The sequence below is a fragment of the Eubacterium sp. CAG:156 genome (assembly GCF_000434315.1).
GTDB lineage: Bacteria > Bacillota > Clostridia > Lachnospirales > Lachnospiraceae > Eubacterium_U > Eubacterium_U album.
Window position 1 is genome coordinate 21,427 of sequence record NZ_FR878169.1, and the last position, 25,829, is coordinate 47,255.

Sequence of the window (25,829 nt, forward strand, 5' to 3'; positions counted from 1 at the left end):
GGAGGAAGAGATGTTATTTTGCAGTAATCAGTTTATATTTTATTTTTTACCGATAGTGATATTGATATATTTTTTAGTACCAATGAAGTTTAAAAATATATGTTTATTTATCGCAAGCTTAATATTTTATGCAGTCGGTGAAATGAAATATGTTCCATTAATTTTATTATCGCTGACAGTAAATTATTTTGCAGCTATTTTTATCAGAAAATTTCAATATGATAATCAGATACTTGAACATAATGGAGAAGAAAAAAATAATTATGACAAAATAACATTAATCGTAGCTTTAGTATATAACTTCCTGTTTTTATTTGTGTTTAAATATTTTACTTTTTTTACGGGAATAGAAACAAGTCTTACATTACCACTTGGAATTAGTTTTTACACATTCCAGATAGCATCTTATGTTATTGATGTTTATACAAAGAAAACAAAAGCAGAAAAGAACTATATTAACTTAGGAGTTTATCTTTGTATGTTTCCGCAACTTATCGCAGGACCGATTGTTGTATATAAGGACATTGCTAAACAGATAAGAAAAAGAAAAGTATCATTACTTTTATTGCAGGATGGAATAAGAATTTTTATTATGGGTCTTGCATCAAAAATGCTTTTGGCAAATATAATGGGAATGTGCTGGGAGTCAATCAAGACTTACGGAATTGCAAGCATATCAACTCCAATGGCATGGATTGCGATGTTTGCATATACATTCCAGATTTACTTTGATTTTTATGGATATTCACTTATGGCAATAGGTCTTGGAAAAATGTTGGGATTTAAAATTCCAAGAAACTTTAACAATCCATATATATCAACATCCGTTACTGAATTTTGGAGAAGATGGCATATTACTCTTGGAAGCTGGTTTAGAGATTATGTTTATATTCCGCTTGGTGGTAATAGAAAAGGATTTGCAAGAACAATATTTAATATGTTTGTGGTATGGGGACTTACGGGATTGTGGCATGGAGCAAGCTGGAATTTCGTATGTTGGGGATTGTTGTTCTTTGTATTATTGACAATAGAAAAGCTTGGATTAAAAAATATATTAGATAAATATCCTGCACTTGGACATTTATATATAATATTTATAATTCCGATGAGCTGGATGATATTTGCACTTGATAAAATGGGAGACATAAAATTATATTTTGCAAAATTATTCCCAATGATTTCACATGTAAGCACAGAATTTGTAAACAAATTAGATTATGTTGATGCAATAAAACATTACGGAATATTCTTTGTATTTGCAGTTATCTTTAGTTTAAGTATTCCAATGAAGATATTTGAAAAATATAGAAGAACAAAAGTAGCGTCAGTAATTTTGATTATAATATTCTGGGTATGTGTGTATAGAATGAGTACAGCGGCAAGCAATCCGTTTTTGTACTTTAGATTTTAAAAATGATAATAACCTCTTAGTGGATTAAGGTTTAAGTTAATATTTATATTTTAACAGGAGAAAACAGATGGATAAAAAGGCTATATTTGATAAATATGGATTCTTGATTGTGATGGTTGTATCTGTTGTGATTTTTGGAATATTTCTGGGAACAAAAGACATAATAAAATACAACGAAACTAAAAAGATAGCGGAACAGGAAAGTAAAGAGAATAAAGGAAAAAAAGTAATCCAAAGTGATACCGGAGAAATCCAGATAGTTACGGATGAATCGGGAGAAACTCAGACAGAAACCGTTACAGAGGAAAAAGCACATCGTGATTTTGTAACTGTAGACGAATCTTATCTGGATGGGGCATTATTTATAGGTGATTCACGAACACAGACAATATCGTTATATGCAAATTGGGACAAAACAGTATTTTATGCAGAACAGGGTGTGTCCGTATGGAAGATTTTAGATGAAAAAATCGTTAAATCAGGAAAGAAAAAAATAACTGTAAAAAAAGCCCTTGAAAAAAATAAATTTGAAAAAATTTATATAATGCTTGGAATAAATGAAATTGGAACAGGAACAGCAGATACATTTGCTGAGCAATATGGTAAAGTAATAAATACTATTAGAGAAAAACAGCCTGATGCAATAATATTTATTCAAAGTATTATGCATGTGACAAAAAAGAAAGACAAAGAAGAAACTTATATAAAAAATAAGGAAATAGATAAAAGAAATAAGAAACTTAAGGAACTTACAAACGGATACGACATAATATGGCTTGATGAAAACGAAGTGTTTGATAAAAAAGATACAGGGACTCTTGACCCTAAATACACAAGTGATGGGGTTCATCTTATGCCTTCATGTGTGCCAAGATGGAAACAGTTTTTCCTTGAACATGGAATAGTGAAATAGGATAAATTAATTTTTATAATAAAAATGAAAAAACTACAAAACTTCAGATTGTTAAATGAAGTTTTGTAGTTTTTTTAGTTATTCATTAATATTTTTAAAATTAAAATGTTCTATCAGTTGCGTGGCTTTATCAAAACCATATCCTATATTACCGGCAATATGGGCATCGGAGCCTACAGCCACAAGTTTTCCGCCAAGATCTTTATAAAATGAAAGTATATCAAAGTGGGGATTTGCAAAATCCATTCCTTTTGCAAGTGCACCGGTATTAATTTCCAAAGCAATATCTTTATGAATTATTTCTTTAAATATCTGTTCTACAATGTTAAAATAATCGCTACAATTATAGTTTTTATCTTTATTTGGCGCATATCTGACTATGTAGTCTAAATGGCCTAATGTATTGAATGAATTAAACAATTTTAATGCATCAAGTAAAGTTGAAAAATAAGTCCTGAAAGCTTCAGCTTCATTGCGATTTTCCCAAAATTCAGAATAATATGGGTCCATGTTGTCTACAATATGACAGGAGCCAATGACATATTCAAATGGATATGATTGCAAAAAATCAGCATTTTTTTTGTAGTTGTCGCATGTAATGCCAAGTTCAACTCCAATATGAAGATTGATTTTTGAAGAATATTTATTTTTTAATATGTTTAATTCATTAAAATATGAATCGGTATCTATATCAAATGATTCACCCGGAACAGGCCAGAACCAGTCCTGATGGTCAGTGATGCAAATATCTTTCATATTTAAACTTATGGCTTTGCTAATTATATTTTCCAAATCTTCATCTGAATCAGTAGAAAATTTAGAATGTACATGAAAATCAGATAACATAACGTATATTCTCCTTATGTAATATGTATTGCAACTTGTTAATGTTTCAGATTCAGGTATAAATATATATTCCAAACACGTTGTTTTTCTTATTTTTCTGTGCCGTTTATAATAAATAAAAAAGTAAAACTCGCCTAAAGACTCAAACATTACTTTTTTATTTACACTATGCTCGCAAAATTGCGAAAAACTTCCTATCGTTTGTTATATATATTTATACTGAATCTGAAATAATTACAAATTAGCAAAGAAAAAATTTATGAGTAGAATATAACAAATTTTGCTGAAAATTACTATATTAATGAGAAGATAAAAGTAAAAACGTTTTATTTGTCAAAAAATTAACAAAATATGAGAAAAATGCAAAAAACTTCTTGATATTTGGAAAGTATTTATGTAGAATAATCAATAGGTTAATATTAATTAACAAAATAAATCTTATTTAATAGGAGGACAATTAAATGTCAGTTAAAGTTGCAATTAACGGTTTTGGACGTATCGGACGTCTTGCATTCAGACAGATGTTTGGAGCAGAAGGTTATGAAGTAGTAGCTATCAATGACTTAACAAGTCCTAAGATGTTAGCTCACTTATTAAAGTATGATTCATCACAGGGTAAATATGACAAGGCTGAAACAGTTTCAGCTACAGATGATTCAATCATCGTTGATGGAAAAGAAATCAAGATTTACGCAGAAGCTGATGCTTCAAAGTGTCCTTGGGGCGAATTAAAAGTAGACGTAGTATTAGAATGTACAGGTTTCTATACATCTAAGGCTAAAGCACAGGCTCATATCGATGCTGGTGCTCGTAAGGTTGTTATTTCAGCTCCAGCTGGAAACGATCTTCCAACAATCGTTTACAATACAAACCACGAAACATTAAAGGCAGATGATACAATCATTTCAGCTGCTTCATGTACAACAAACTGCTTAGCACCTATGGCTGATGCACTTAACAAGTACGCTCCAATCCAGAGTGGTATCATGTTAACAATTCATGCTTACACAGGTGACCAGATGACTCTTGACGGACCACAGAGAAAAGGTGATTTAAGAAGATCAAGAGCTGCAGCAGTTAATATCGTACCTAACTCAACAGGTGCTGCTAAAGCTATCGGATTAGTTATTCCAGAATTAAACGGAAAATTAATCGGTTCTGCACAGAGAGTTCCAGTTCCAACAGGTTCTACAACAGTTCTTACAGCTGTAGTTAAAGGAAAAGATATCACAGTTGAAGGTATCAATGCAGCTATGAAGGCAGCTTCAAACGAATCTTACGGATACAATGAAGACGAAATCGTATCAAGCGATATCGTTGGAATGAGATATGGTTCATTATTTGATGCTACACAGACAATGGTATCAAAGGTTGATGATGATACTTATGAAGTACAGGTTGTTTCATGGTATGACAATGAAAACTCATACACAAGCCAGATGGTTAGAACAATCAAATACTTCTCAGAATTAGCATAATAAATAAGAAATCTTTAAATAAGATCCATAAGGGTCCGGTCTTAATTGGACCGGACCCTTTTATATTGCGCTGATAAAATGAATGCCACATCTATATGGATGTACATTTCATGGGCGCATATAATCTTGGAATAAAGTTTATACTGATTCCGGGATTTATGAGACTACGCGTATGACGCGCTTAAATGAAAGGAGCACATATAATGCTTAATAAGAAATCAGTAGATGATATCAATGTAAAAGGACAGAGAGTGTTAGTTCGTTGTGACTTCAACGTACCATTACAGGATGGAAAAATCACAGACGAAAACCGTTTAGTAGCAGCTTTGCCAACAATAAAGAAATTAATAGCTGATGGTGGAAAGGTAATCCTTTGCTCACATCTTGGAAAGCCAAAGGGAGAACCAAAGCCGGAATTATCATTAGCACCAGTTGCAGTAAGACTTTCAGAATTATTAGGACAGGAAGTTAAATTCGCAGCAGATCCTGAAGTAGTAGGACCAAATGCTAAGGCTGCAGTTGAAGCAATGAAAGACGGAGAGGTTATTCTTCTTGAAAACACACGTTATCGTGCAGAAGAAACAAAGAACGGAGAAGAATTCAGCAAAGAATTAGCTTCACTTTGTGATGTATTTGTAAATGATGCGTTCGGAACAGCTCACAGAGCACATTGTTCAAACGTTGGTGTAACAAAATTTGTTGACACAGCAGTTGTAGGATACTTAATGCAGAAGGAAATCGATTTCCTTGGAAACGCAGTTAACAATCCGGAAAGACCATTCGTAGCTATCCTTGGTGGAGCAAAAGTTTCATCAAAGATTTCAGTTATTGAAAACCTTCTTGAAAAGGTTGATACATTAATCATCGGTGGTGGTATGGCATACACATTTATGGCTGGTCTTGGTGAAGAAGTAGGTAAATCACTTCTTGAAGAAGATTACAAAGAATATGCTGTAAACATGATGAAGAAAGCTGAAGAAAAGGGTGTTAAGTTATTAATCCCTGTCGATACAGTAGTTGGAGATAACTTCTCAAATGACTGCAACTTCAAGGTTGTAGGACGTGGAGAAATCCCAGCTGATATGGAAGGTTTAGATATCGGACCAAAGACAGCAGAATTATTTGCTAATGCTATTAAAGGAGCTAAGACAGTTGTATGGAACGGACCAATGGGATGTTTCGAAATGCCTAACTTTGCTAATGGTACAATTGCAATTGCTAAAGCTATGGCAGATCTTAAAGATGCTACAACAATCATCGGTGGTGGTGATTCAGCAGCGGCAGCTAACCAGTTAGGATTTGGTGATAAGATGTCACATATTTCAACAGGTGGTGGAGCTTCTCTTGAATTCCTCGAAGGTAAGGAATTACCAGGTGTTGCAGCAGCAAACGATAAGTAGGATATACAATATTATATAAGGCATCATCAGCAGTTAAAGGCTTAATATGCTTTTAACTGATATGTCTTAAATATAGAGGAGATTATATAATTATGAGAAAGAAAATTATCGCAGGTAACTGGAAAATGAACAAAACTCCTAGTGAGGCAGTTGCTTTAATCAATGAATTAAAACCTTTAGTAGCTAATGAAGATGTAGATGTAGTATTTTGTGTACCAGCTATTTCAATAGTACCGGCTATGGAAGCAGCAAAGGGTTCAAACATCAACATCGGTGCTGAAAATATGTATTTTGAAGAAAGTGGTGCATATACAGGAGAAATAGCTCCTAACATGTTAACAGATGTTGGAGTTAAGTATGTTATCATTGGACATTCAGAAAGAAGAGAATATTTCGCAGAAACAGATGCAACAGTAAATAAGAAAGTATTAAAAGCTTTTGAACATGGTATTACACCTATTATTTGCTGTGGTGAAACTCTTGAACAGAGAGAACAGGGTGTTGCAGTTGATTTCATCCGTCAGCAGATTAAGATTGCATTCTTAAATGTAACAGCAGACCAGGCTAAGGAAGCAGTTATCGCTTACGAACCAATCTGGGCTATTGGAACAGGTAAGACAGCTACATCTGATCAGGCAGAAGAAATTTGTGCAGCAATCAGAGAATGTATCGCAGAAGTATATGATGATGCAACAGCAGCAGCTATCAGAATTCAGTATGGTGGTTCAATGAATGCTGGAAATGCAGCAGAATTACTTGCTAAACCTGACATAGATGGTGGTTTAGTTGGTGGTGCAAGCCTTAAAGCAGAATTTGGAAAGATTGTCAACTATAATAAATAAGATTTTAAATAAGGGTTGTTGCAACAAAATTGCATCAGCCCTTTATTGAAGAACAGATTGAGTATTTAATAACAATTAACTATTATCAGATATTAAATTTAAGGAGTAAGTTTTAAAATTAAAATTCTTTTGTTTAATATCAGACAAAAAATTCGTTAGGAATATGAATATGAAGAAAAGAAATAAAATAATTATAAGATTAGTGTCTACATTGGCAGTTATGCTATGTGTAACAGGAGTAACCCATATACAGGCAAAGAATGTATATGCTAAGAAAACAATAACAATGACAACAAAGTCAATTCCTTCAGAAATAAAAAAGTATTCTAATTATAACAAATATACGAAGTATACAGTGGCTTTTAATTATTATATGAAGCAATTAGAAAAAGCAGGCGGTGGTAAATTTATTATAAAAAAAGGCACATACGAAATGTCTAATTCTGTATATATTCCATCAAATGTTCAGGTTGTGTTGAAGAATGGAGTTGTATTAAAAAATATATATCAAACTGGTGGAGCAGGATATCCACCATCAAATAATGTATTTTCATTATGTCCACCATCAAAAAGCAAGATAAAAGGGTCATGTAAAAAAGTAAGTGGTGCAAAGAACATTTCAATAACAGGTAAAGGGAATGCTACAATTGACAATAATTTTGTTGAAGGTGGAGGAACAATTGTAATATCCCACAATAAAAATGTAAAAGTTTCAGGAATAACATTTAAAAATCAGAATGGAGGACATTTCCTTGAAATAACAGGTGTAGAGAATGTTGTTATTGAAAATTGTACATTTAAAGGTTCTAAAGCAAGTACAAGGGCTAAAAATTATATGAAAGAGGCTATTAATCTTGATACTCCGGACCCTGAAACACATGGCCTTAATGCAGTGTGGGTTGCACAGGATAGAACAGATAATAAAAATATAACAATAACAAACAATGTATTTGATGGAGTTACACGTGGTGTTGGTACACATAAGTATTCACAGAAGAATGGTGAAAATGTTTATCACGAAAATGTAGTAATAACTAATAATACATTTAAAAATATTTTTGACAATGGTGTATTTATACTTAACTGGAAGAATGCAACCATTGAAAATAATACTTTTAACAAAATTGGATTAAAGAGTAAGAAAGCTTATAGTAGTGGAGCACATGCTATTTCAGGAGGCGGAATAGAAGGCATACATGTAAAAAATAATACATTCTCTAATGTTAAGAGAAATCCAATATATTTTTGTGTGCAGCAGAATGTAGGCTCTGCAAGCAGCTACTCAAAAGTAAAGACTAATATTACAAAAGAACAGACTGAGGAAATGTTAACCAACACAGTTAGTAACTGTGGTTATGATATGAATGTTATTTTCAAAGGATACGATATTTTGTATTTCAGAGGAAATAGCGAAAGAACCCGTGAGAATGCAGTGGCAATTAATTTGAAGAAGCAGGAAATTTCATGGGGAATAGAAAAATAAAGTTTAATTTAAGGAGAGAAAAATGAGCAAAAAACCAACAGTTTTAATGATTTTAGACGGATATGGATTAAATGAAAATGCAAAAGCAAATGCTGTTGCAGAAGCTAAAAAGCCTGTAATGGACAAGCTTATGGCAGAATATCCTTTTGTAAAAGGTTATGCAAGTGGAATGGCAGTAGGCCTTCCTGACGGACAGATGGGAAATTCTGAAGTAGGTCATTTAAATATGGGTGCAGGAAGAATTGTATACCAGGAATTAACAAGAATCACAAAAGAAATTCAGGATGGAGATTTCTTTAAGAATGAAGAGTTAGTTAAGGCAATGGAAAATTGCAAGAAAAACAACAGTGCATTACACATCTTTGGATTATTATCAGACGGTGGTGTACACAGCCATAATACACATATTTATGGAACAATTGAAATGGCTAAGAAATTTGGTCTTGAAAAGGTATATGTACATGCATTCTTAGATGGTAGAGATACACCTCCTGCATCAGGAAAAGATTATGTTCAGGAATTAGTAGATAAGATGGCTGAAATTGGTGTTGGAAAGATTGCTTCAATTTCAGGACGTTACTATGCAATGGATAGAGATAATAACTGGGATAGAGTTGTTAAGGCATATGATGCTATTACAAAGGGAGAAGGAAATAAAGCTACAGACCCTGTACAGGCAGTTGCAGATTCATACGCAGTAGATAAGACAGATGAATTTGTTATTCCTACAGTAATTATGGAAAATGATGCTCCTGTAGCAACAGTAAATGACAAAGATTCTGTTATTTTCTGTAACTTCAGACCAGACAGAGCACGTCAGATTACAAGAGCATTCTGTGCAGATGATTTTGATGGATTTGATAGAGGAAAAAGATTAGATTTAGTATTTGTATGCTTTACAGAATATGATGTTACAATTCCTAACAAATTAATCGCATTTAAGAAAGTTGAAATTAGAAATACATTTGGTGAATATTTAGCTGCACATAACATGACTCAGGCTAGAATTGCTGAAACAGAAAAATATGCTCATGTTACATTCTTCTTTAATGGTGGTGTAGAAGAACCAAATAAGGGAGAAGATAGAATTTTAGTAAATTCACCTAAAGAAGTAGCAACATATGACCTTAAGCCTGAAATGAGTGCTTATGAAGTATGTGATAAGCTTGTAGACGCAATTAAAGGACAGAAATATGATGTTATTATCATTAACTTTGCAAATCCTGACATGGTAGGACACACAGGTGTTGAATCAGCAGCTATCAAGGCTATTGAAGCAGTAGATGAATGTGTAGGCAGAGCAGTAGAAGCTATTAAGGAAGTTGATGGACAGATGTTTATCTGTGCTGACCACGGAAATGCTGAGCAGTTAGTTGACTATGAAACAGGCGAACCATTTACAGCTCACACAACAAATCCTGTACCATTTATCTTAGTAAATGCTGATCCTAAGTATAAATTAAGAGAAGGTGGATGCTTAGCAGACATCGTTCCTACATTAATCGAATTAATGGGAATGGAACAGCCAAAAGAAATGACAGGAAAATCATTACTTGTAAAATAATAAATAGAGAGGTCAATGTAGAACTCTTTGACTTAATTGAATAAAAATAAGTAACAGGGAAACACTAGTAAAATAGTGTTTCCCTGTTTATGTATAAAGAATGTATATAACAGTGTTTATGTATAAAGAATGTATATAAATTTGTTTTATATAAAAGACATATATAACGTTATCTAAATAGTAAGTGCTTCGTGAAAATAGTAAGGCATAGTAGATTGAAAAATCTTTATATATTAACGGAACATTAAATAATATAGGAGAAATTGGGTGCTAAAAATGCATCTGATAGAGAATATGGAACAATATTTAAAGATTGTAAATGTAAAAGCAAGAGAAATTTTAGATTCACGTGGAAATCCTACAGTTGAAGCAGAAGTTACGGTTAGAGGGGAAAATCCAAAAACTGATTTGATTACAGGAAGAGCAACCGTACCGTCCGGTGCATCAACAGGAAAATTTGAAGCAGCGGAGATTAGAGATGGTGAAGATAGATATTTAGGAGCCGGTGTAAAAAAAGCTGTAACAAACGTAAATACAATAATAAATGAAATGCTTATAGGACAAAATGCACTTAATCAAAGAAGAATTGACAGAATGATGTTAAGTGAAGACGGAACAGATAATAAATCAAAATTAGGTGCAAATGCAATATTGGCTGTTTCGATGGCTAATTTAAATGCATGTGCAAAAGCATTAAATATTTTTACTTACAAATTTACAGGAGGCATAAGTGCGTGCAAAATGCCTATGCCCATGATGAATATTTTAAACGGAGGTGCTCATTCATCTAATAATATAGACGTGCAGGAATTTATGATTTTACCTGTTGGAGCGACAACATTTAAAGAAGGATTGAGATGGTGTGCAGAAGTTTACCATGCACTGAAAAAATTATTAAAAGACAAAAATTTATCTGTTGCAGTTGGTGATGAAGGTGGATTTGCACCGGATTTAAATAACGAAATGGAAGTACTTGATTTAATTATTGAAGCAGTTAAAAAGGCAGGATATATTCCTGAAAAAGACTTTAAAATATCTTTGGATGTAGCAGCTTCAGAATGGAAAGCAGAAGTTACAGGAAAATACAAATTACCTAAAAAAGGAATCGAATTGACAACAGATGAATTAATAGATATGTGGAGTGATATTGTTGACAGATATCCGATATTTTCAATAGAAGACCCATTAGATGAAGAAGATTGGGATGGATGGAAAAAGATTACTGAGAAATTAGGTAGAAAAATCCACTTAGTCGGTGATGATTTATTTGTTACAAATGTAGAGAGATTAAAAAAGGGAATAAAAGAGAAATGTGCAAATGCAATATTGATAAAACCAAATCAGATAGGAAGTATAACAGAAACGATTAAAGCTGTGCAAATGGCACAAAGTCATGGATATATAGCTATCATGTCACATCGTTCAGGAGAAACAGAAGATACAACTATTGCAGATTTGGCGGTAGGGCTTAATACAGGTTTTATAAAAACAGGGGCACCATGTAGAAGTGAAAGAACAGCAAAATATAACCAGTTATTGAGAATTGAAGAAAAATTATAAATAAAAGTAGAAATAAAGTTGACAAACGATGAGAAAAACAATACAATACCTACTAAACAAATGGGAAAAATTGGAAATAAACAAAAGATAAAATAAAAAGGAGGAAACAACTACTGCAGTCAGTGTGGCAGTAAACAAACAGAATGAAATAAAAATACAGAGAGTAATGTAGTGACGAATGAAAAAAGTGCTTCTGTAAGTACAGGTACAGCAAAATCAAAAAGTAAAAGTATAAATTCAAGTATAAGTAAAAAAGCAAGTGACGACTCAAAAAATAAAAAGACTGATAAAAAGAAGAAAAATGCAGATAGCAAACAAAATGAAACAGAAGATGTAACTATTCAGGAAACAACGATAGAGACTACCAAGTCTGATGAAACAGAATCCATAGAAGAACAACAAAATACAGAGATAGTACAAAGCAAAAGTGAAAATATAGAAATAGAAACTGAAATCAGTAATTTACAGGAATTAATGAATGAAGGCAATCAGCAATAGGAAGAAATTTAGATGATAAAATTAGAAAAGATTGGAATAATTACTTGATAATAGCATACAAATATGATAATATTTATGTATTCGCGTTTGAATAGGTATAGAAGGAAACGAAATGAATGAAGTTCATTTTCAATAAATGTTTCCGACGACTAGCCGCTGACCCAAGGGAGGGGGCAATACATACTAATAGGAGGTTCGAAATGATTACATTATTAAGAGTATTATCAGTGATATACATTATCATCTGTGTAGTTATAACAGTAGTAATACTACTTCAGGAAGGAAAGCAGGCTGGACTTACAGGAGCAATCAGTGGTGCAGCAGAATCATACTGGGGAAAGAATAAAGGACGTTCAATGGAAGGAAAATTAGAAAAGATTACAAAGGTTATGATTGTTTTATTCTTTGTACTTTCAATTGTTCTTAATATGAAGTTCTTAAATTTTTAGGATAATTATGATTTTTAAAGTGTTCCTTTTAGGAACACTTTCTTTTTATTATAAAAAGAAAAAATGGCTAAAATAATTATAGAAATAAATTTGAAATGAAGAGATTTCATTTGAAAAATAAATGCATAAATAGAAAGTATTTTACAAATTTATAATAATAGAGTAAGGAGAAATCATGGAATTAATTAATGAAAGAAAGAAAATCATATTAGATTTAATGAATGATAAAAACTATGTTCCTATGAAAATAAAAGAATTAGCAATAATATTAAATGTAAAAAAGGAAGATAGAGGATTATTAGAAATAGTCTTAAATGAATTAATAAATGAAGGAAAGATATCTGTTTCAAAAAGAGGAAAGTATTCGATAGCAAAAGAAACATTAGTTACAGGTATATTTACTGCACATGAAAAAGGATACGGATTTGTTACTGTAGAGGGTGAAGAAGAGGATTATTTTATTCCGGCTGCGAATGTTAATAATGCTTTTCACCATGATACGGTTTTAGTTGCAGTATTACCTGAAGACAAAACTAAGAATGATGGAACAAGAAAAAGAAGAAAAGAAGGTAAAATTGTAAAAATCATATCCCATGAAATAACAGAAGTTGTTGGATTATTTGAAAAAAGCAAAAACTTTGGATATGTATTACCGGATAATCAAAAAATTGTAAAAGATATATATATTCCACTCAAAGCATCTATGGGGGCTGTTAACGGACATAAAGTAGTTGCCAAGATTACTGATTATGGAAAGGAAGGAAGAAAGCCGGAAGGAAAAATAGTTGAAATTATAGGTCATGTAAATGACCCGGGAGTAGATATTTTATCTATCGTTAAAGCTTATGATATACCTACAGAGTTTCCGGAAGATGTAATGGAACAGATAGAGAACATACCTGATTATGTAAGAGAAGAAGAAAAGAACGGAAGAAAAGATATTAGAAACTGGCAGACTGTAACAATAGATGGAGAAGATGCTAAAGATTTAGATGATGCTATCACAATCTCTAAGAAAAATGGAGTTTATACTTTAGGAGTTCATATTGCGGACGTAAGTAATTATGTTACGGAAAATTCTCCATTAGATAAAGAAGCTAGAAAAAGGGCCACAAGTGTTTATTTAGTAGACAGGGTAATACCAATGCTTCCACATAAATTGTCTAATGGTATTTGCTCATTAAATCAGGGAGAAGACAGACTTGCACTTAGCTGTATTATGGAAATCGATGAAAATGGGAATATTATAAGTCATGAAATAGTGGAAACATTAATTAATGTAGACAGAAGAATGTCTTATACACAGGTAAGGGATGTACTTATAGGTGAAAAAGAGGCATGCGAAAAACATAAAGATTTCATTTCGATGTTTAAGTTAATGAAAGAATTGTCTGATATTTTGCGAAAGAAAAGATATGGAAGAGGAGCAATTAATTTTGAATTCCCTGAATGTAAAATTAAATTAGACGATAAAGGAAGAGTTATTTCCATTGAACCCTATGAGAGAAATTCAGCAACTAAAATTATAGAAGATTTTATGCTTATGGCAAATGAAACGGTTGCAGAAGAGTATTATTGGCAGGAACTCCCATTTGTATATAGAAATCATGATAAGCCGGATGTCGAGAAAATGACACAACTTGCTACATTTATAAATAACTTTGGATATCATATAAAGATGATGGGAGATGAAATTCATCCAAAAGAACTTCAGAAGTTATTAGAAAGTGTGGAAGGAACAAGTGAAGAAGCTTTGATAAGCAGAATTACTTTGCGTTCAATGAAGAGAGCAGAATATACTCCGGAATGTAAAGGACATTTTGGATTATCAGCAAAATATTACTGCCATTTTACATCTCCAATACGAAGATATCCTGATTTGCAGATACACAGAATTATTAAAGAAAATATTCATGGCAAGTTAAATGAAAAATATATAAGACATTACAATACAATTTTGCCTGATATAACTAAGAATTGTAGTATAAACGAAAGACGTGCTGATGATGCAGAAAGGGATACTGAGAAATTAAAGAAAGTTGAATATATGAGAAGTTATATCGGAGAAGAATTTGAAGGTGTAATTTCAAGTGTTACCGGCTGGGGAATGTATGTTGAGTTGCCTAATACAATAGAAGGAATGGTTCACGTAAGCAATATGGAGGATGACCATTATATATATGATGAACCAACATATTCTCTTGTAGGTGAACATACAAAAAAGACATACAAACTAGGACAGTCTGTAAAGGTTAGGGTTGTTCATACAGATAAGATGACAAAAACAATAGATTTTGTACTAGCATAATCAAAATATATACAAATTTATAGTGAAATTAGTAATAAAATGATGTAAAATTGTATGGAAAAAGTTGTAAAGTTAATATGGAAAGGTGAAGATATGGCAAAGGCGGCAAATAGATTAATTGCAAATAATAAAAAGGCCCGCCATGACTATTTTATTGAAGATACTTATGAGACCGGAATTGTACTTCATGGTACTGAAGTTAAGTCTTTAAGACAGGGAAAATGTAGCATTAAAGAGTCATTTATCCGAATAGAAGATGGAGAAGTGATTATTTATGGAATGCACATAAGCCCATATGAAAAGGGAAATATCTTCAATAAAGATCCGCTTAGACCAAAGAAATTAATGATGCATAAATATGAAATAAATAAACTTGTTGGTAAAATTAAAGAAAAAGGTTTGACATTAGTACCTTTGCAGGTTTATTTTAAAGGAAGTCTGGTAAAAGTGGAAATTGGTTTGGCAAGAGGTAAAAAATTATACGATAAGAGAGACGACATTGCAAAACGAGACCAGAAACGTGAGCATGAGCGTGAATTTAAAATACAGAATTTGTAAATGATGCATGACTATAAAAATAATCTGTAAGATATATTTTGGTACTGACAGCATAAAAATACAAAATTAATTTTAAAGGAGAAGAGATATGTTTGTAGAAGATATGGTACATTTAGGAAAAGTTCGTTCAGAAATAAGAGAAATATTTGAATATGGAAATAAACGTAAACAGGAAATTGGTGCAGAAAATGTATTTGATTTCAGTATTGGTAATCCAAGTGTTCCTGCTCCGGAAAGTGTAAAGAAAGCAATTATTGATATTGTTGAAAATGGCGATCCGGTAGCTACACATGGTTACACATCAGCACAGGGGGATGCCCATGTAAGAGATACAATTGCTAATTATATAAATAAAAAATTTGGAACAGATATAACAAAAGATAATATCTATATGACTTGTGGTGCAGCAGCATCTCTTACAATCGTATTGAATGCAATAATGGAAAAGGATGAAGAATGTATCGTATTTACGCCGTTCTTCCCTGAATATACTATTTTTATTAAGGAGTCAGGTGCTAAGGTTGTACAGGTTCCGGGAGAAGAAGGAACATTTCAGATTGACATGGAAAAATTTGAAGCAGCAGTAAATGAAAAGACTAAAGCAGTTATTGTTAATTCACCTAACAACCCGTCAGGTGTTGTGTATTCAGAAGAAACAATAGTTAAAATGTGTGATATCCTTAGAAAAAAAGAAAAAGAATATGGACATCCTATTTTCTTAATTACTGATGAACCATATCGTGAATTAGTATATGATGATATTGATGTACCATATATGATTAATTATTATGATAATACATTTGTATGTTATTCATACAGTAAAGCATTATCATTACCTGGAGAAAGAATTGGTTACATAGTTGTGTCAAACAAAATGGTTGACAGCAAGGATGCATATGCAGCTGTATGTGGAGCAGGAAGAGTATTAGGATATGTATGTGCACCAAGTTTATTCCAGAAGGTTATTGAAAGATGTATTGATGACACAGCAGATATTTCGATATATAAAACTAACAGAGATTTATTATATAACAGTCTTACGGAAATGGGATTTGAATGCGTATATCCCGATGGAGCTTTCTATTTATTTGTAAAAGCAATGGAGGATGATGCAAAAGCATTTTGTGAAAAAGCAAAAGAACAGGAATTGTTGCTTGTTCCTGCAGATAGTTTTGGTACACCGGGATATGTGAGAGTATCATATTGTGTACAGACAGAGCAGATTGAAAAAGCATTGCCTGCATTTAAAAAGTTAGCAGATAGTTATAAGTAAAAATAAATCGATTAGTACTATAGGAGTTGCAAATATAATTGGCAACTCCTATAGTATGTAAGTAAAAGATAGTGATATATGATGTTGATGAAGAGTAGTATTACAAGAAATCATGTTATGTGACAAAGAATGCAACATTGCATACTTACATCATAATATTAAAAACTAGGAGGAAAAAAATGGGTCAGTATAGTTGCGAATTTTGTAGCAATTATGTATATGATGAAGAATATGAAGAATATGGATGCGTTGTAAGCATGGATGAAGATGATTATGCAAGACAGTTGCAGAATCCTACGGCAAGCTGTCCGTATTTTTCTTATGGTGATGAATACAGAATTGCAAGAAAGCAATAAGGTGATTTATGACAGAAAATGATTACAGAAAAATAAGTAACAAAATAAGAAAATATAAATATGGAGAGCAGATAGTAAGAAAACTTAATTTTTTTTCAACATCTGTTGTTTATATTATTTATATTTTAGTTGTTGTGTTTATGATTATAACTAAGGAATGTGATGTTATAAGGATTGTTGCTGTCACGGCAGTTTCATTTATAGGTGTATCTTATTTTAGAAAAAAATTTGATGCACCGCGTCCTTATACGGTATATAATTATGAACCAATAATAAAAAAGGAAAAAGAAGGGAATTCATTTCCAAGCAGACACGTATTTTCAGCTTTTGTTATAGCAACTACATTCATATATGCTAACTTAGAATTAGGCATATGTTTATTTGCTATAAGTTGTTTGATAGCTGTGCTGCGTGTTATCGGAGGTGTTCATTTCCCAAAGGATGTAATCGTAGGAGCGATTACAGGAAGTATATGTGGGGTTTTAGGAAGTCTGTTATTTATAGCTATTAGATAAAAGCAGATTATAATTATTCAAGGTTAAAAAATAAATTATACAGAATGGAAAGGTTAAAAACCTAATAAGGAGTAACTATGGAAAATAAAAGAGTTAAGGATATGACAAAGGGAAACCCTGCAAAATTACTTCTTCAGTTTACAATTCCTTTGTTGATAGGTAATGTATTTCAGCAACTTTACAATATGGTAGATTCTATTGTTGTAGGAAACTTTGTTGGTGAAAATGCTTTAGGAGCTATTGGTACAACTAATTCATTACAGTTCTTTTTCTTTTCGCTTGTTTTAGGATTATCAATAGGAATTGGGATTGTAGTTTCACAATACTTTGGTTCATCAGATGAAGAAAACGTAAAGAATACAATAGGTAACGCAATATGGGCAATTTCGATTTGCTCAGTATTAATGTCGTTAGTAGGATTCTTCCTTGCAAGACCGGCACTTGTATTAATGAATACTGATCCGGCAATATTAGAAGATGCAGTTATATATTTAAAAGTTACTGCAATTGGTTTTATTTGTGTAGGAATGTATAATGGTGTATCAAGTATTTTAAGAGCACTTGGAGATACTAAGACACCACTTACATTTTTAATTGTAGCCAGTTTGATAAATGTAGCATTAGATTTGCTTTTTGTACTCCAATTTAAATGGGGTGTTGTTGGCGTTGCAGTAGCTACGGCATTTGCACAATTGATATCAGCAGTGGCATGTATTATATATGCCGTTAAATGTACAACATTTTTCAGACTTACAAAAGAAAACTTAAAGATAAAAAAAGCAATATTATATAAATGCTTACAGTTAGGAATTCCGGTTGCATTGCAAAATGCATTGATAGCTGTTTCACTTATTGTTTTACAGGGAGTAGTAAATGGATTTGGTGCAACATTTACAACGGCATTTACAGTTGTTGCAAGAATTGAACAGTTAGTTCAGCAGCCATTTATGTCATTAGGTTCAGCCATTTCTACATTTACAGGACAGAATATGGGAGCAGGAAATGTAAAGCGTGTAAAACAGGGATTTTTCTCTGGTACAATTATAAGTACAGTATTTGCATTGGCTGTATTACCAATATTCTGGGGATTTGCACCACAGATAATATCTATATTCGGAAAGAGCCCGGATGTAATTGCAATAGGTACTGTAGGTCTTAGAATAGATAGTTGCTTTTTAGCATTTTTAGGATTAATTTATACTACTAGAAATGTCTTGAATGGAGCAGGAGATGCAATGTTCTCATTAATGACAGGAATAGTAGAAATGTGCGGAAGAATATTCCTTGCAAGACCACTTACGATGGTGCCTATGTTTGGAAGATATGGTGTATTTTTTGCAACAGGACTTACATGGTTCTTAAACGGAACAATAAGTTTAGTAAGATATAAACGTGGCAAATGGAAAAAATTAAATGTAATTTCAAAGATAAGTGAGAACTAACAATAAAACGAGGTGATGTATTTGGCAAAATTAATTGAAAATAAAGAAGAAATTGAAAAAGTTATTCTTGTGGCTGTATCATTAGATGATAGCAATGATGCGGATGAATCATTAGATGAGTTAGAAGAACTTGTAAACACTGCAGGTGCACAGGTAGTTGGAAGAACAATTCAAAATAGAGAGGCAGTTCATCCGGGAACTTATGTAGGTAAGGGAAAAGTCGAAGAATTAAAAGATTTGATATGGGAGACACAGGCAACAGCTATTGTGTGTGACGATGAGTTAACACCTGCTCAATATAAAAATTTAGAAGATGAACTTAACGTAAAAGTTATGGACATAACCTTAATTATATTAGATATTTTTGCAGGCAGGGCAAAAACTGCAGAAGGAAAAATACAGGTAGAACTTGCTCAGCTTAGATACAGATCATCAAGACTTATTGGTATGAAAAATCTATCAAGACAGGGTGGTGGAATCGGAACAAGAGGTCCCGGAGAAAAGAAACTTGAAGTTGACAGAAGATTAATAAGGGACAGAATTTCTCAGTTAAAAGCAGAAGTTAAAGATATGGAAGCACATAGAAATGTTACACGAGCTAAGAGATCTCAGAATCCTGTGCCTGTAGCAGCAATTGTTGGATATACAAACGCAGGTAAATCTACATTATTAAATACTCTTACGGATGCAAAAGTTTTAGAGGAAGATAAGTTATTTGCTACGCTTGATCCTACAACAAGAAATTATAAACTTCCTGACGGACAGGAGATTTTGTTGACAGATACAGTTGGATTTATCCGAAAACTTCCACATCATTTAATAGATGCATTTAGAAGTACATTAGAGGAAGCAAAATATTCAGATATTATTATACATGTAATTGATAGTTCAAATCCACAGATGGATAAAAATATACATGCTGTGTATGAAACATTAGAACAGTTAGACGTAAAAGATAAAATTATAATTACAGTATTTAACAAGCAGGACAGACTTGAAAATAAGCCGATTTTAAGAGATTTTAAGGCTGATTATATTGTTAATGCTGCAATAAAAAATAAAGTTGGTATTGAGGAGTTAAACGATGCCATAAGCAAAGCTCTTAAATCGATGAGAGTTCATATTGAAAAAGTGTTTTCATATGCTGATGCCGGTAAGCCCGGTCTTATAAGAAAATATGGACAATTATTGAAAGAAGAATATAGAGATGATGGAATTTATGTTGAGGCATATGTTCCGTCAGAAATGATGGACAGACTATAAATTTACAAAGGAGACAATAAAATGGTAAAGAAAATTAAAAACAATGATTTTAGCGAAGTAGAAGCAAGTAAAATAGCGATAGTTAATTTTTCAGTTACAGGAAATGAATCATGCCAGATAATGGAACAGATAATTAATGAAACAGCTGATGAATATGCAGGAAAAGTTGATTTTTATAGAGCTAATATTGCAATAAATCAGGAATCACCTAAAAAATACGATGTTGAAAATATTCCGGCTGTAACAATGTTCATCAATGGTAAGATAGATGCTACAAGAACAGGATTCCAGCCAAAGGAAATAATAGAAGCCTGGATTGAAAGCAAATTATAATATTAAAAAATTAAATTCATTTGTGATATATTAAAAAAGTTTATTTCAATAGCGAAAGATAAAAATATGAGTTTATTTTAATAGTTAAAGTTTAAGCTGCTCATTATTAAAATAATAAAAAAAATAAAATAATAAAAAGATAGATTTTTGAATTAACGTATCGCTTATTAATCGTTTAATTAAATACGAAACGAAGCGATATGAAATTTCCAAATCTATCTTTTTTATTATTGAATTAAATTAATTACAATAGCGTTGATTTAAAAACTGATTCCGATTCCAACAGCTCCGGGACCAGTATGACATGCAATACTTGCAGATAAAGGCCCATAGAATACTTTCGCATTTGGAAAAGCTTCTTTTACCATTCCAAGCCAGTTTTCAATTTCTTCTTCTGATAATCCAGCACCTGCGGCACCAACTTTTAACCTGGATATATCATTATGTGAAAAACGACCGGCAATTTCGCTTTTTAAAGCTTCAAGCATCTTATCCTGACACTTTTTCATACTTCTTGCCTTTGCAAATGAATCAAGCTTTTCACCCTGTATTGTTAAGATAGGCTTAATATTAAGCATTGTTCCAATCATTGCAGCAGCAGGAGTGATACGGCCACCTTTCTTCAAAAATTCCAACGTATTAACTGAAATATATATACTTGAGTTATAAGCATCATCTTCTAAAGCCTTTTTAATTTCAGCACCAGATTTGCCTTCGTCAGCAAGTTCTTTTGCTGATAAAACAGATTCTCTCATTGTAACTGAAATTCTGTGGTTATCTGCTACAAATACTTTATCTTCATATTCAAGAGCAAGTCCCATAGCGGCAGAACATGAATTGCTTAATCCGCTTGACATAGGAATATATACAACCTGATCATAATCTCCACTTTCAAGGATAGAGTCCCACATATCCATTACTTCTCCGGGAGAAGGCTGAGATGTGGAAAGATTTTTACCACCGGTCAAAGCTTCATAGAATTCCTTCTCAGTTATATTTATACCTTCATAATAAACTTTATCATCAATAATTATCGGCATAGGAATGACAAAAATTCCTAAAGATTTTCCTTCTTCAGTTGTAATACCACTATTGGTATCAGTCATAATAGCTGTGCGCATTTGATTCTCCTTGTAAAATAAATTTATAATTTAACAATTTGTAAAATTATTTATTATATAGTCCAATTAGGCACTAGTCAAATTATTTTAACATTAAATACAGTGATTTTCAATATTAATAAATTATAAATCTCAATTAATTAAAGCCACATCTGATACAATAACAAATGAAAATAGTTATTTTTAATAAATATCAAGGTCAGATGTATAGTCAGAAATATAGGAATCTGACGAATCAAAATCTGAAGAGTCGTAGTCCGATATATCAAAGTCAGAAGTATTATAATCAGATGCATCAAAATTTGAAAAATCATAATCAGATGCATTATAGTTATTCTTTAAAGATGAATTATAACCTAAAATGCCAGATACAATATCTGAGTATGAAATATCAAGATTTGCTCTTGAAGCAAAATCATTAATAAATGATTCAATGTTAAAATTAGAGATATAGTTATCTAGCGCATTTGAGTTAGAAACATCAATAAATGATGAATTAGTATCAGGAAAATCGATATTAGCTTTGTCTGTAGATTCCTGTTTAAGTGTTAATATACCACAACTGTTTTCTTTATCTAGGGCTTCAACTTTAACCAAACTGCTTAAAAGAGATGTTTTTACTGATAAATTCAATTTATAGTCTTCTAAATCTTTGTAAGTAGTAGTAAGAGTTATATCACCATTAAATGTTCCATCTAACAATTTAGAAACTTCACCATTAGATACTGTTGCGTTTATTGTTACCTCTTCAGTTGGGAAAGTAATTACAAAATCTCCACTAAATTCAGTTAATGTAGATGACCCTTTTCCTTTAACTAAAAATACTACCTTATCACCTTCTTTAATAGTTGACTCAATTCCTAAAGAAGTTGCTTTTATAGCACGTTTATATTCCATAGTGTATGTTTTATCAGCTGTAATAGTTATTGTACGTCCAATAATATTTCCTTTGTTATCAACATAAACAAACATATCTAATAAGTCTTCATATTTTGTAAATTCTTCTTTTGATTCTTCAAGTTCCTGTATAAGTGAATCAATATCTTCATAATATGATTTAGAAGTGACATCATTTAAGTCTGAAGAAGAATCAATTGATTTAATGTAATTAATTATATCATCAATGACAGATTGTATATCTTTATCATCTTTAGCAGTTTCTAATATAGTATGAATAGAATCATAAAGTTCCTGACCACTCATTTTAACTGTAAGTCCTATACAATCCTGAGTTATACTATTTGCAGTTATAGTTGTTTTAGTTTTTTCTACATTACTAACTGAGTTGACAAAAAGATTTGAATATTTTTTTAATATAGATTCGAGTTTTTCGGGTTCAGGGTATAAATCAGAAAAAGAACCAAGTGATTTTAATGAATCAATATTAACATCATATTCCTCAGAGTTAAGATATGAAGAAAAATCTAAATAAGAGTCAGAAATTTCAGGAATCTGACCATATATTTTTGCATTGTCAAAATCAATAAAACCATTACCTGAAACAAGGTTAGCATCATTGATTTTTGCAGCTAAGGTAACAGCTTCTTTTGAATTGTCAAATGAAGATTTGTAAGTCAATTCTGCTGAATTAATCTGATTTAATTTAGAATTTATTTTTACTAATTGATCTTTTAATTCGTCACTAAAATCTAAATGTATAGATGCAGTTGATGAGTATTTTTTTGAAGTTATTAATTTATAAGCAGTAGAGTAGGATTTAATACTGTTATCAATGTCATTGTTAATATTATTGTTTTCAACTCTGTGATAATAATCTTCAGGTTTAGCAAATTTTTCCTGAAAGATATTAGAAATAACGCTTCTTGAAGCGTAAACAGAACCACCAATTATGGCGACAAGTATAACTGCAATAATAATTACAGGTATAAATTTCTTTTTCTTTGGTTGTGTAGATGTTTCAAATTCGTTCATAAGCCCTCCATTTTTTTTAATGTATTAATATAATATACATCACATAGATAATTTGTTACCTCTAAACTATAAAAGATATTAACAGTTATGTCAATATATGTTGAAAAATGAGAAAATAGAAGTTAAAATTTGAAATGAATTAAGTATAGCACGGAACAATCTGTTGGAATCAAAGTTTGGGGCTTTTGCTCCTGGCATCATTGTATTTAAATATGAATGATAGATAATTAATTAAAAAGTGGAATGAAAAAATGAACGGTTACAAAATATTAGAAAATAATCTTATAGATATAATAAAAGAAGAACAGGCAAAACTTGGATATCGAAAGGAAAAAATCAGATTGTATTATCCTTTAAGTTCACTTAATAATATCTTTTCAAGTCAAGATAATGTTTATGAAATGGATGAAAGATTAAAAAAGCTGTCAGAATATACGAATGAAACATTAGGAGAAGTAATTGTATCAAATAAGGACGATAGATTTTGTTTCTATATAAATGAACAGGGTGCAGAATATGTACATGAAAATACTAAGGAAGATGAGTTCATTAAAAGATTAATTGAATTGGTTCGAAAGCATGAAACAAAGATGCAGGATATAGAAAATTTATTCCTTTCTAAAGCATCAAAAGTCCATATAGAAAAGATGGAAGATAATGAGTTTGATACACTTATATATTTTGAAGAGGACAGTGAAGATACGTATTATTATTGCTTTAAAGATGAAGGATTCCATATAATATATCATAGATTTTTGCCAGATGATTATAAGGATATATATCAATAAAAATAAAATAAACTTAACATGAAAACTTCCCGTAAAATTTGATATTTTTTTTGGATATTTAATGAAGAAAAATATATCAAATTTCACAGGAAGTTTTTGTATTTAAGCATATTATATAGTGTAGAGTACAGATTATTATAAATAACACGACCATATAAATTTTTATATGAGTTCGTTAGCCAAAGCTTCGAGAGAAACGATGTCTGTATCTTTTAAAGTTGATTTGATTGTTACCATATTTTCACAATAGGTTAAATCTTTCATTCCGTCTAGAATAGATTTCATAGACTTTCCAGCCATTGGAGCCCATGAACCGTTTTCAATGATTCCAATTTTACGCTTTTGATAATTCTTGTGAGCAAGTCTGTTAAGAAAATCTTCCATAGGTGGAAATACACCACCATCATATGTAGCAGCAGCTAAAACTAACTTATCATATCTAAAAGCATCTTCAATTGCTTCAGCCATATCATCTCTTGCTAAGTCAGTAAATGCAACTTTTTTGCACCCCTTTTCTTTTAAAATATCTGCGAGTTTTTCAGCAACCATTTTTGTGTTACCATGAATTGATGCACAGGCGATAAGAACACCTTCATCTTCAGGTTCATAACTGCTCCATGTAAGATATTTTCCAATATAATAATCTAAATTTTCATTAAGTATTGGACCGTGTAAAGGACAAATGGTTTTAATGTCAAGAGTAGAAGCTTTTTTTAGTAATGTCTGAACGGGTGCACCGTATTTGCCGACAATATTAAAATAGTATCTTCTTGCTTCACAGGCCCAGTCTTCATCAGCAGATAAAGCACCAAATTTGCCGAATCCATCAGCAGAGAAAAGAATCTTCTCGCTTACTTCGTATTCAACCATAACCTCAGGCCAGTGAACCATTGGAGCCATAATAAATTTTAATTTATGAGAACCTAAATCAAGTTCATCTCCGTCTTTAACAACTAAACAACGGTCAGAGAGATTTTCAATGTCAAAAAACTGAGGCAACATAGCAAAAGCTTTAGCACTAAGAACTAATTTAACATTAGGATATTTGTCTATAAGATTTTTTATATTAGAAGAATGGTCGGGTTCTAAATGTGAAATAATAAGATAATCGACGTTTCTTCCAGCTAATTGAGAGTTGAGGTTAGAAAACCATTCATCAGTTTTTCTCGCATCGACAGTGTCCATAACAGCATTTTTTTCATCAAGAATTAAATAAGAATTGTAAGAAACACCGTTAGGTACGATGTATTGGCTTTCAAATAAATCGATATCAGTATCATCAACTCCGATATATTTTATAGAATCTGAAATATAAGTATTGTTCATTTTTTAAATTCCTCCTGTAATGTATTGCTCCGTTTTTTTACGGTGACTGGTAGTAGGAAACATTGGTAAAATATGAATTTTATAAATATTGTTTCCAAATATAAATATAGACATATTATAACACTTATAATATAGAATGAGAATACAAACACGCATCAAAAAAGCGTCGT

The 25,829-nt window shown here is 31.7% G+C and carries 23 protein-coding genes; 19 read left to right on the forward strand and 4 right to left on the reverse strand.

Going from position 1 to position 25,829, the window contains the following annotated elements; translation table 11 throughout:
* Positions 1-10: 10 nt before the first annotated feature.
* On the forward strand, positions 11-1,411 hold the full coding sequence (locus ABMA45_RS07560; RefSeq protein ID WP_022089284.1) for an MBOAT family O-acyltransferase: 1,401 nt from the start codon (positions 11-13) through the stop codon (positions 1,409-1,411).
* Positions 1,412-1,478: 67 nt separating this feature from the next.
* A complete protein-coding gene (locus tag ABMA45_RS07565) occupies positions 1,479-2,324 on the forward strand; it encodes a GDSL-type esterase/lipase family protein (RefSeq protein ID WP_022089285.1) in 846 nt (281 codons plus the stop codon).
* A gap of 78 nt (positions 2,325-2,402) precedes the next feature.
* Here the strand turns inward: ABMA45_RS07565 and ABMA45_RS07570 are convergent, their stop codons facing one another.
* A complete protein-coding gene (locus tag ABMA45_RS07570; RefSeq protein ID WP_022089286.1) occupies positions 2,403-3,170 on the reverse strand; it encodes a histidinol-phosphatase HisJ family protein in 768 nt (255 codons plus the stop codon).
* Between the two features lie 461 nt (positions 3,171-3,631).
* On the opposite strand from ABMA45_RS07570, the gene gap reads away from it, so the two are divergent.
* The 16 genes from gap (at position 3,632) to ABMA45_RS07650 (ending at position 20,492) form a co-directional block, all read left to right on the forward strand.
* Entirely contained in the window at positions 3,632-4,648 is a 1,017-nt protein-coding gene (gene gap, locus ABMA45_RS07575; RefSeq protein WP_022089287.1) for a type I glyceraldehyde-3-phosphate dehydrogenase, read from the forward strand.
* Positions 4,649-4,851: 203 nt separating this feature from the next.
* A complete protein-coding gene (locus tag ABMA45_RS07580) occupies positions 4,852-6,048 on the forward strand; it encodes a phosphoglycerate kinase (RefSeq protein WP_022089288.1) in 1,197 nt (398 codons plus the stop codon).
* Between the two features lie 89 nt (positions 6,049-6,137).
* Positions 6,138-6,890 (forward strand): triose-phosphate isomerase, encoded by a 753-nt coding sequence (tpiA, locus tag ABMA45_RS07585; protein WP_118565794.1) that lies wholly within the window; start codon positions 6,138-6,140, stop codon positions 6,888-6,890.
* A 169-nt stretch (positions 6,891-7,059) separates the two neighbouring features.
* Positions 7,060-8,373: a right-handed parallel beta-helix repeat-containing protein gene (locus ABMA45_RS07590; RefSeq protein WP_022089290.1), complete on the forward strand. Its 1,314-nt coding sequence runs from the start codon at positions 7,060-7,062 to the stop codon at positions 8,371-8,373.
* 22 nt (positions 8,374-8,395) lie between these two features.
* Positions 8,396-9,937, forward strand: coding sequence for a 2,3-bisphosphoglycerate-independent phosphoglycerate mutase (gpmI, locus tag ABMA45_RS07595; protein WP_022089291.1), 1,542 nt, complete (start codon positions 8,396-8,398; stop codon positions 9,935-9,937).
* Between the two features lie 276 nt (positions 9,938-10,213).
* A complete protein-coding gene (eno, locus tag ABMA45_RS07600) occupies positions 10,214-11,497 on the forward strand; it encodes a phosphopyruvate hydratase (RefSeq protein ID WP_243003020.1) in 1,284 nt (427 codons plus the stop codon).
* A 171-nt stretch (positions 11,498-11,668) separates the two neighbouring features.
* On the forward strand, positions 11,669-11,995 hold the full coding sequence (locus ABMA45_RS07605) for a hypothetical protein (RefSeq protein ID WP_022089293.1): 327 nt from the start codon (positions 11,669-11,671) through the stop codon (positions 11,993-11,995).
* Positions 11,996-12,195: 200 nt separating this feature from the next.
* A complete protein-coding gene (gene secG / locus ABMA45_RS07610) occupies positions 12,196-12,444 on the forward strand; it encodes a preprotein translocase subunit SecG (RefSeq protein WP_022089294.1) in 249 nt (82 codons plus the stop codon).
* Positions 12,445-12,619: 175 nt separating this feature from the next.
* Positions 12,620-14,752 (forward strand): ribonuclease R, encoded by a 2,133-nt coding sequence (gene rnr, locus ABMA45_RS07615; RefSeq protein WP_022089295.1) that lies wholly within the window; start codon positions 12,620-12,622, stop codon positions 14,750-14,752.
* Positions 14,753-14,845: 93 nt separating this feature from the next.
* Positions 14,846-15,310 (forward strand): SsrA-binding protein SmpB, encoded by a 465-nt coding sequence (gene smpB / locus ABMA45_RS07620; RefSeq protein ID WP_118565822.1) that lies wholly within the window; start codon positions 14,846-14,848, stop codon positions 15,308-15,310.
* Positions 15,311-15,398: 88 nt separating this feature from the next.
* Positions 15,399-16,583, forward strand: coding sequence for a pyridoxal phosphate-dependent aminotransferase (locus tag ABMA45_RS07625; protein ID WP_022089297.1), 1,185 nt, complete (start codon positions 15,399-15,401; stop codon positions 16,581-16,583).
* A gap of 179 nt (positions 16,584-16,762) precedes the next feature.
* The gene (locus ABMA45_RS07630; RefSeq protein WP_022089298.1) at positions 16,763-16,939 is read left to right on the forward strand and encodes a DUF6472 family protein; all 177 of its coding nucleotides are present in this window, start codon (positions 16,763-16,765) and stop codon (positions 16,937-16,939) included.
* An 8-nt stretch (positions 16,940-16,947) separates the two neighbouring features.
* Complete coding sequence (locus tag ABMA45_RS07635; protein WP_022089299.1) at positions 16,948-17,454, forward strand: phosphatase PAP2 family protein; 507 nt, start codon at positions 16,948-16,950, stop codon at positions 17,452-17,454.
* Between the two features lie 77 nt (positions 17,455-17,531).
* The gene (locus tag ABMA45_RS07640) at positions 17,532-18,896 is read left to right on the forward strand and encodes an MATE family efflux transporter (RefSeq protein ID WP_022089300.1); all 1,365 of its coding nucleotides are present in this window, start codon (positions 17,532-17,534) and stop codon (positions 18,894-18,896) included.
* Positions 18,897-18,917: 21 nt separating this feature from the next.
* The gene (gene hflX / locus ABMA45_RS07645; protein ID WP_022089301.1) at positions 18,918-20,159 is read left to right on the forward strand and encodes a GTPase HflX; all 1,242 of its coding nucleotides are present in this window, start codon (positions 18,918-18,920) and stop codon (positions 20,157-20,159) included.
* A 21-nt stretch (positions 20,160-20,180) separates the two neighbouring features.
* Complete coding sequence (locus ABMA45_RS07650; RefSeq protein ID WP_022089302.1) at positions 20,181-20,492, forward strand: thioredoxin family protein; 312 nt, start codon at positions 20,181-20,183, stop codon at positions 20,490-20,492.
* A gap of 260 nt (positions 20,493-20,752) precedes the next feature.
* On the opposite strand, the gene ABMA45_RS07655 is transcribed toward ABMA45_RS07650, so the two are convergent.
* Together ABMA45_RS07655 and ABMA45_RS07660 are read right to left on the reverse strand one after the other, a co-directional pair.
* Complete coding sequence (locus ABMA45_RS07655) at positions 20,753-21,613, reverse strand: DegV family protein (protein ID WP_022089303.1); 861 nt, start codon at positions 21,611-21,613, stop codon at positions 20,753-20,755.
* A gap of 183 nt (positions 21,614-21,796) precedes the next feature.
* Positions 21,797-23,545, reverse strand: coding sequence for a hypothetical protein (locus tag ABMA45_RS07660; protein ID WP_022089304.1), 1,749 nt, complete (start codon positions 23,543-23,545; stop codon positions 21,797-21,799).
* Positions 23,546-23,796: 251 nt separating this feature from the next.
* Between ABMA45_RS07660 and ABMA45_RS07665 the strand changes: the two genes are divergently transcribed.
* Complete coding sequence (locus tag ABMA45_RS07665; protein WP_022089305.1) at positions 23,797-24,333, forward strand: DUF3877 family protein; 537 nt, start codon at positions 23,797-23,799, stop codon at positions 24,331-24,333.
* 162 nt (positions 24,334-24,495) lie between these two features.
* Here ABMA45_RS07665 and ABMA45_RS07670 read toward each other — a convergent pair whose 3' ends face one another.
* Positions 24,496-25,659 (reverse strand): FprA family A-type flavoprotein, encoded by a 1,164-nt coding sequence (locus ABMA45_RS07670; protein WP_022089306.1) that lies wholly within the window; start codon positions 25,657-25,659, stop codon positions 24,496-24,498.
* Positions 25,660-25,829: the final 170 nt, after the last annotated feature.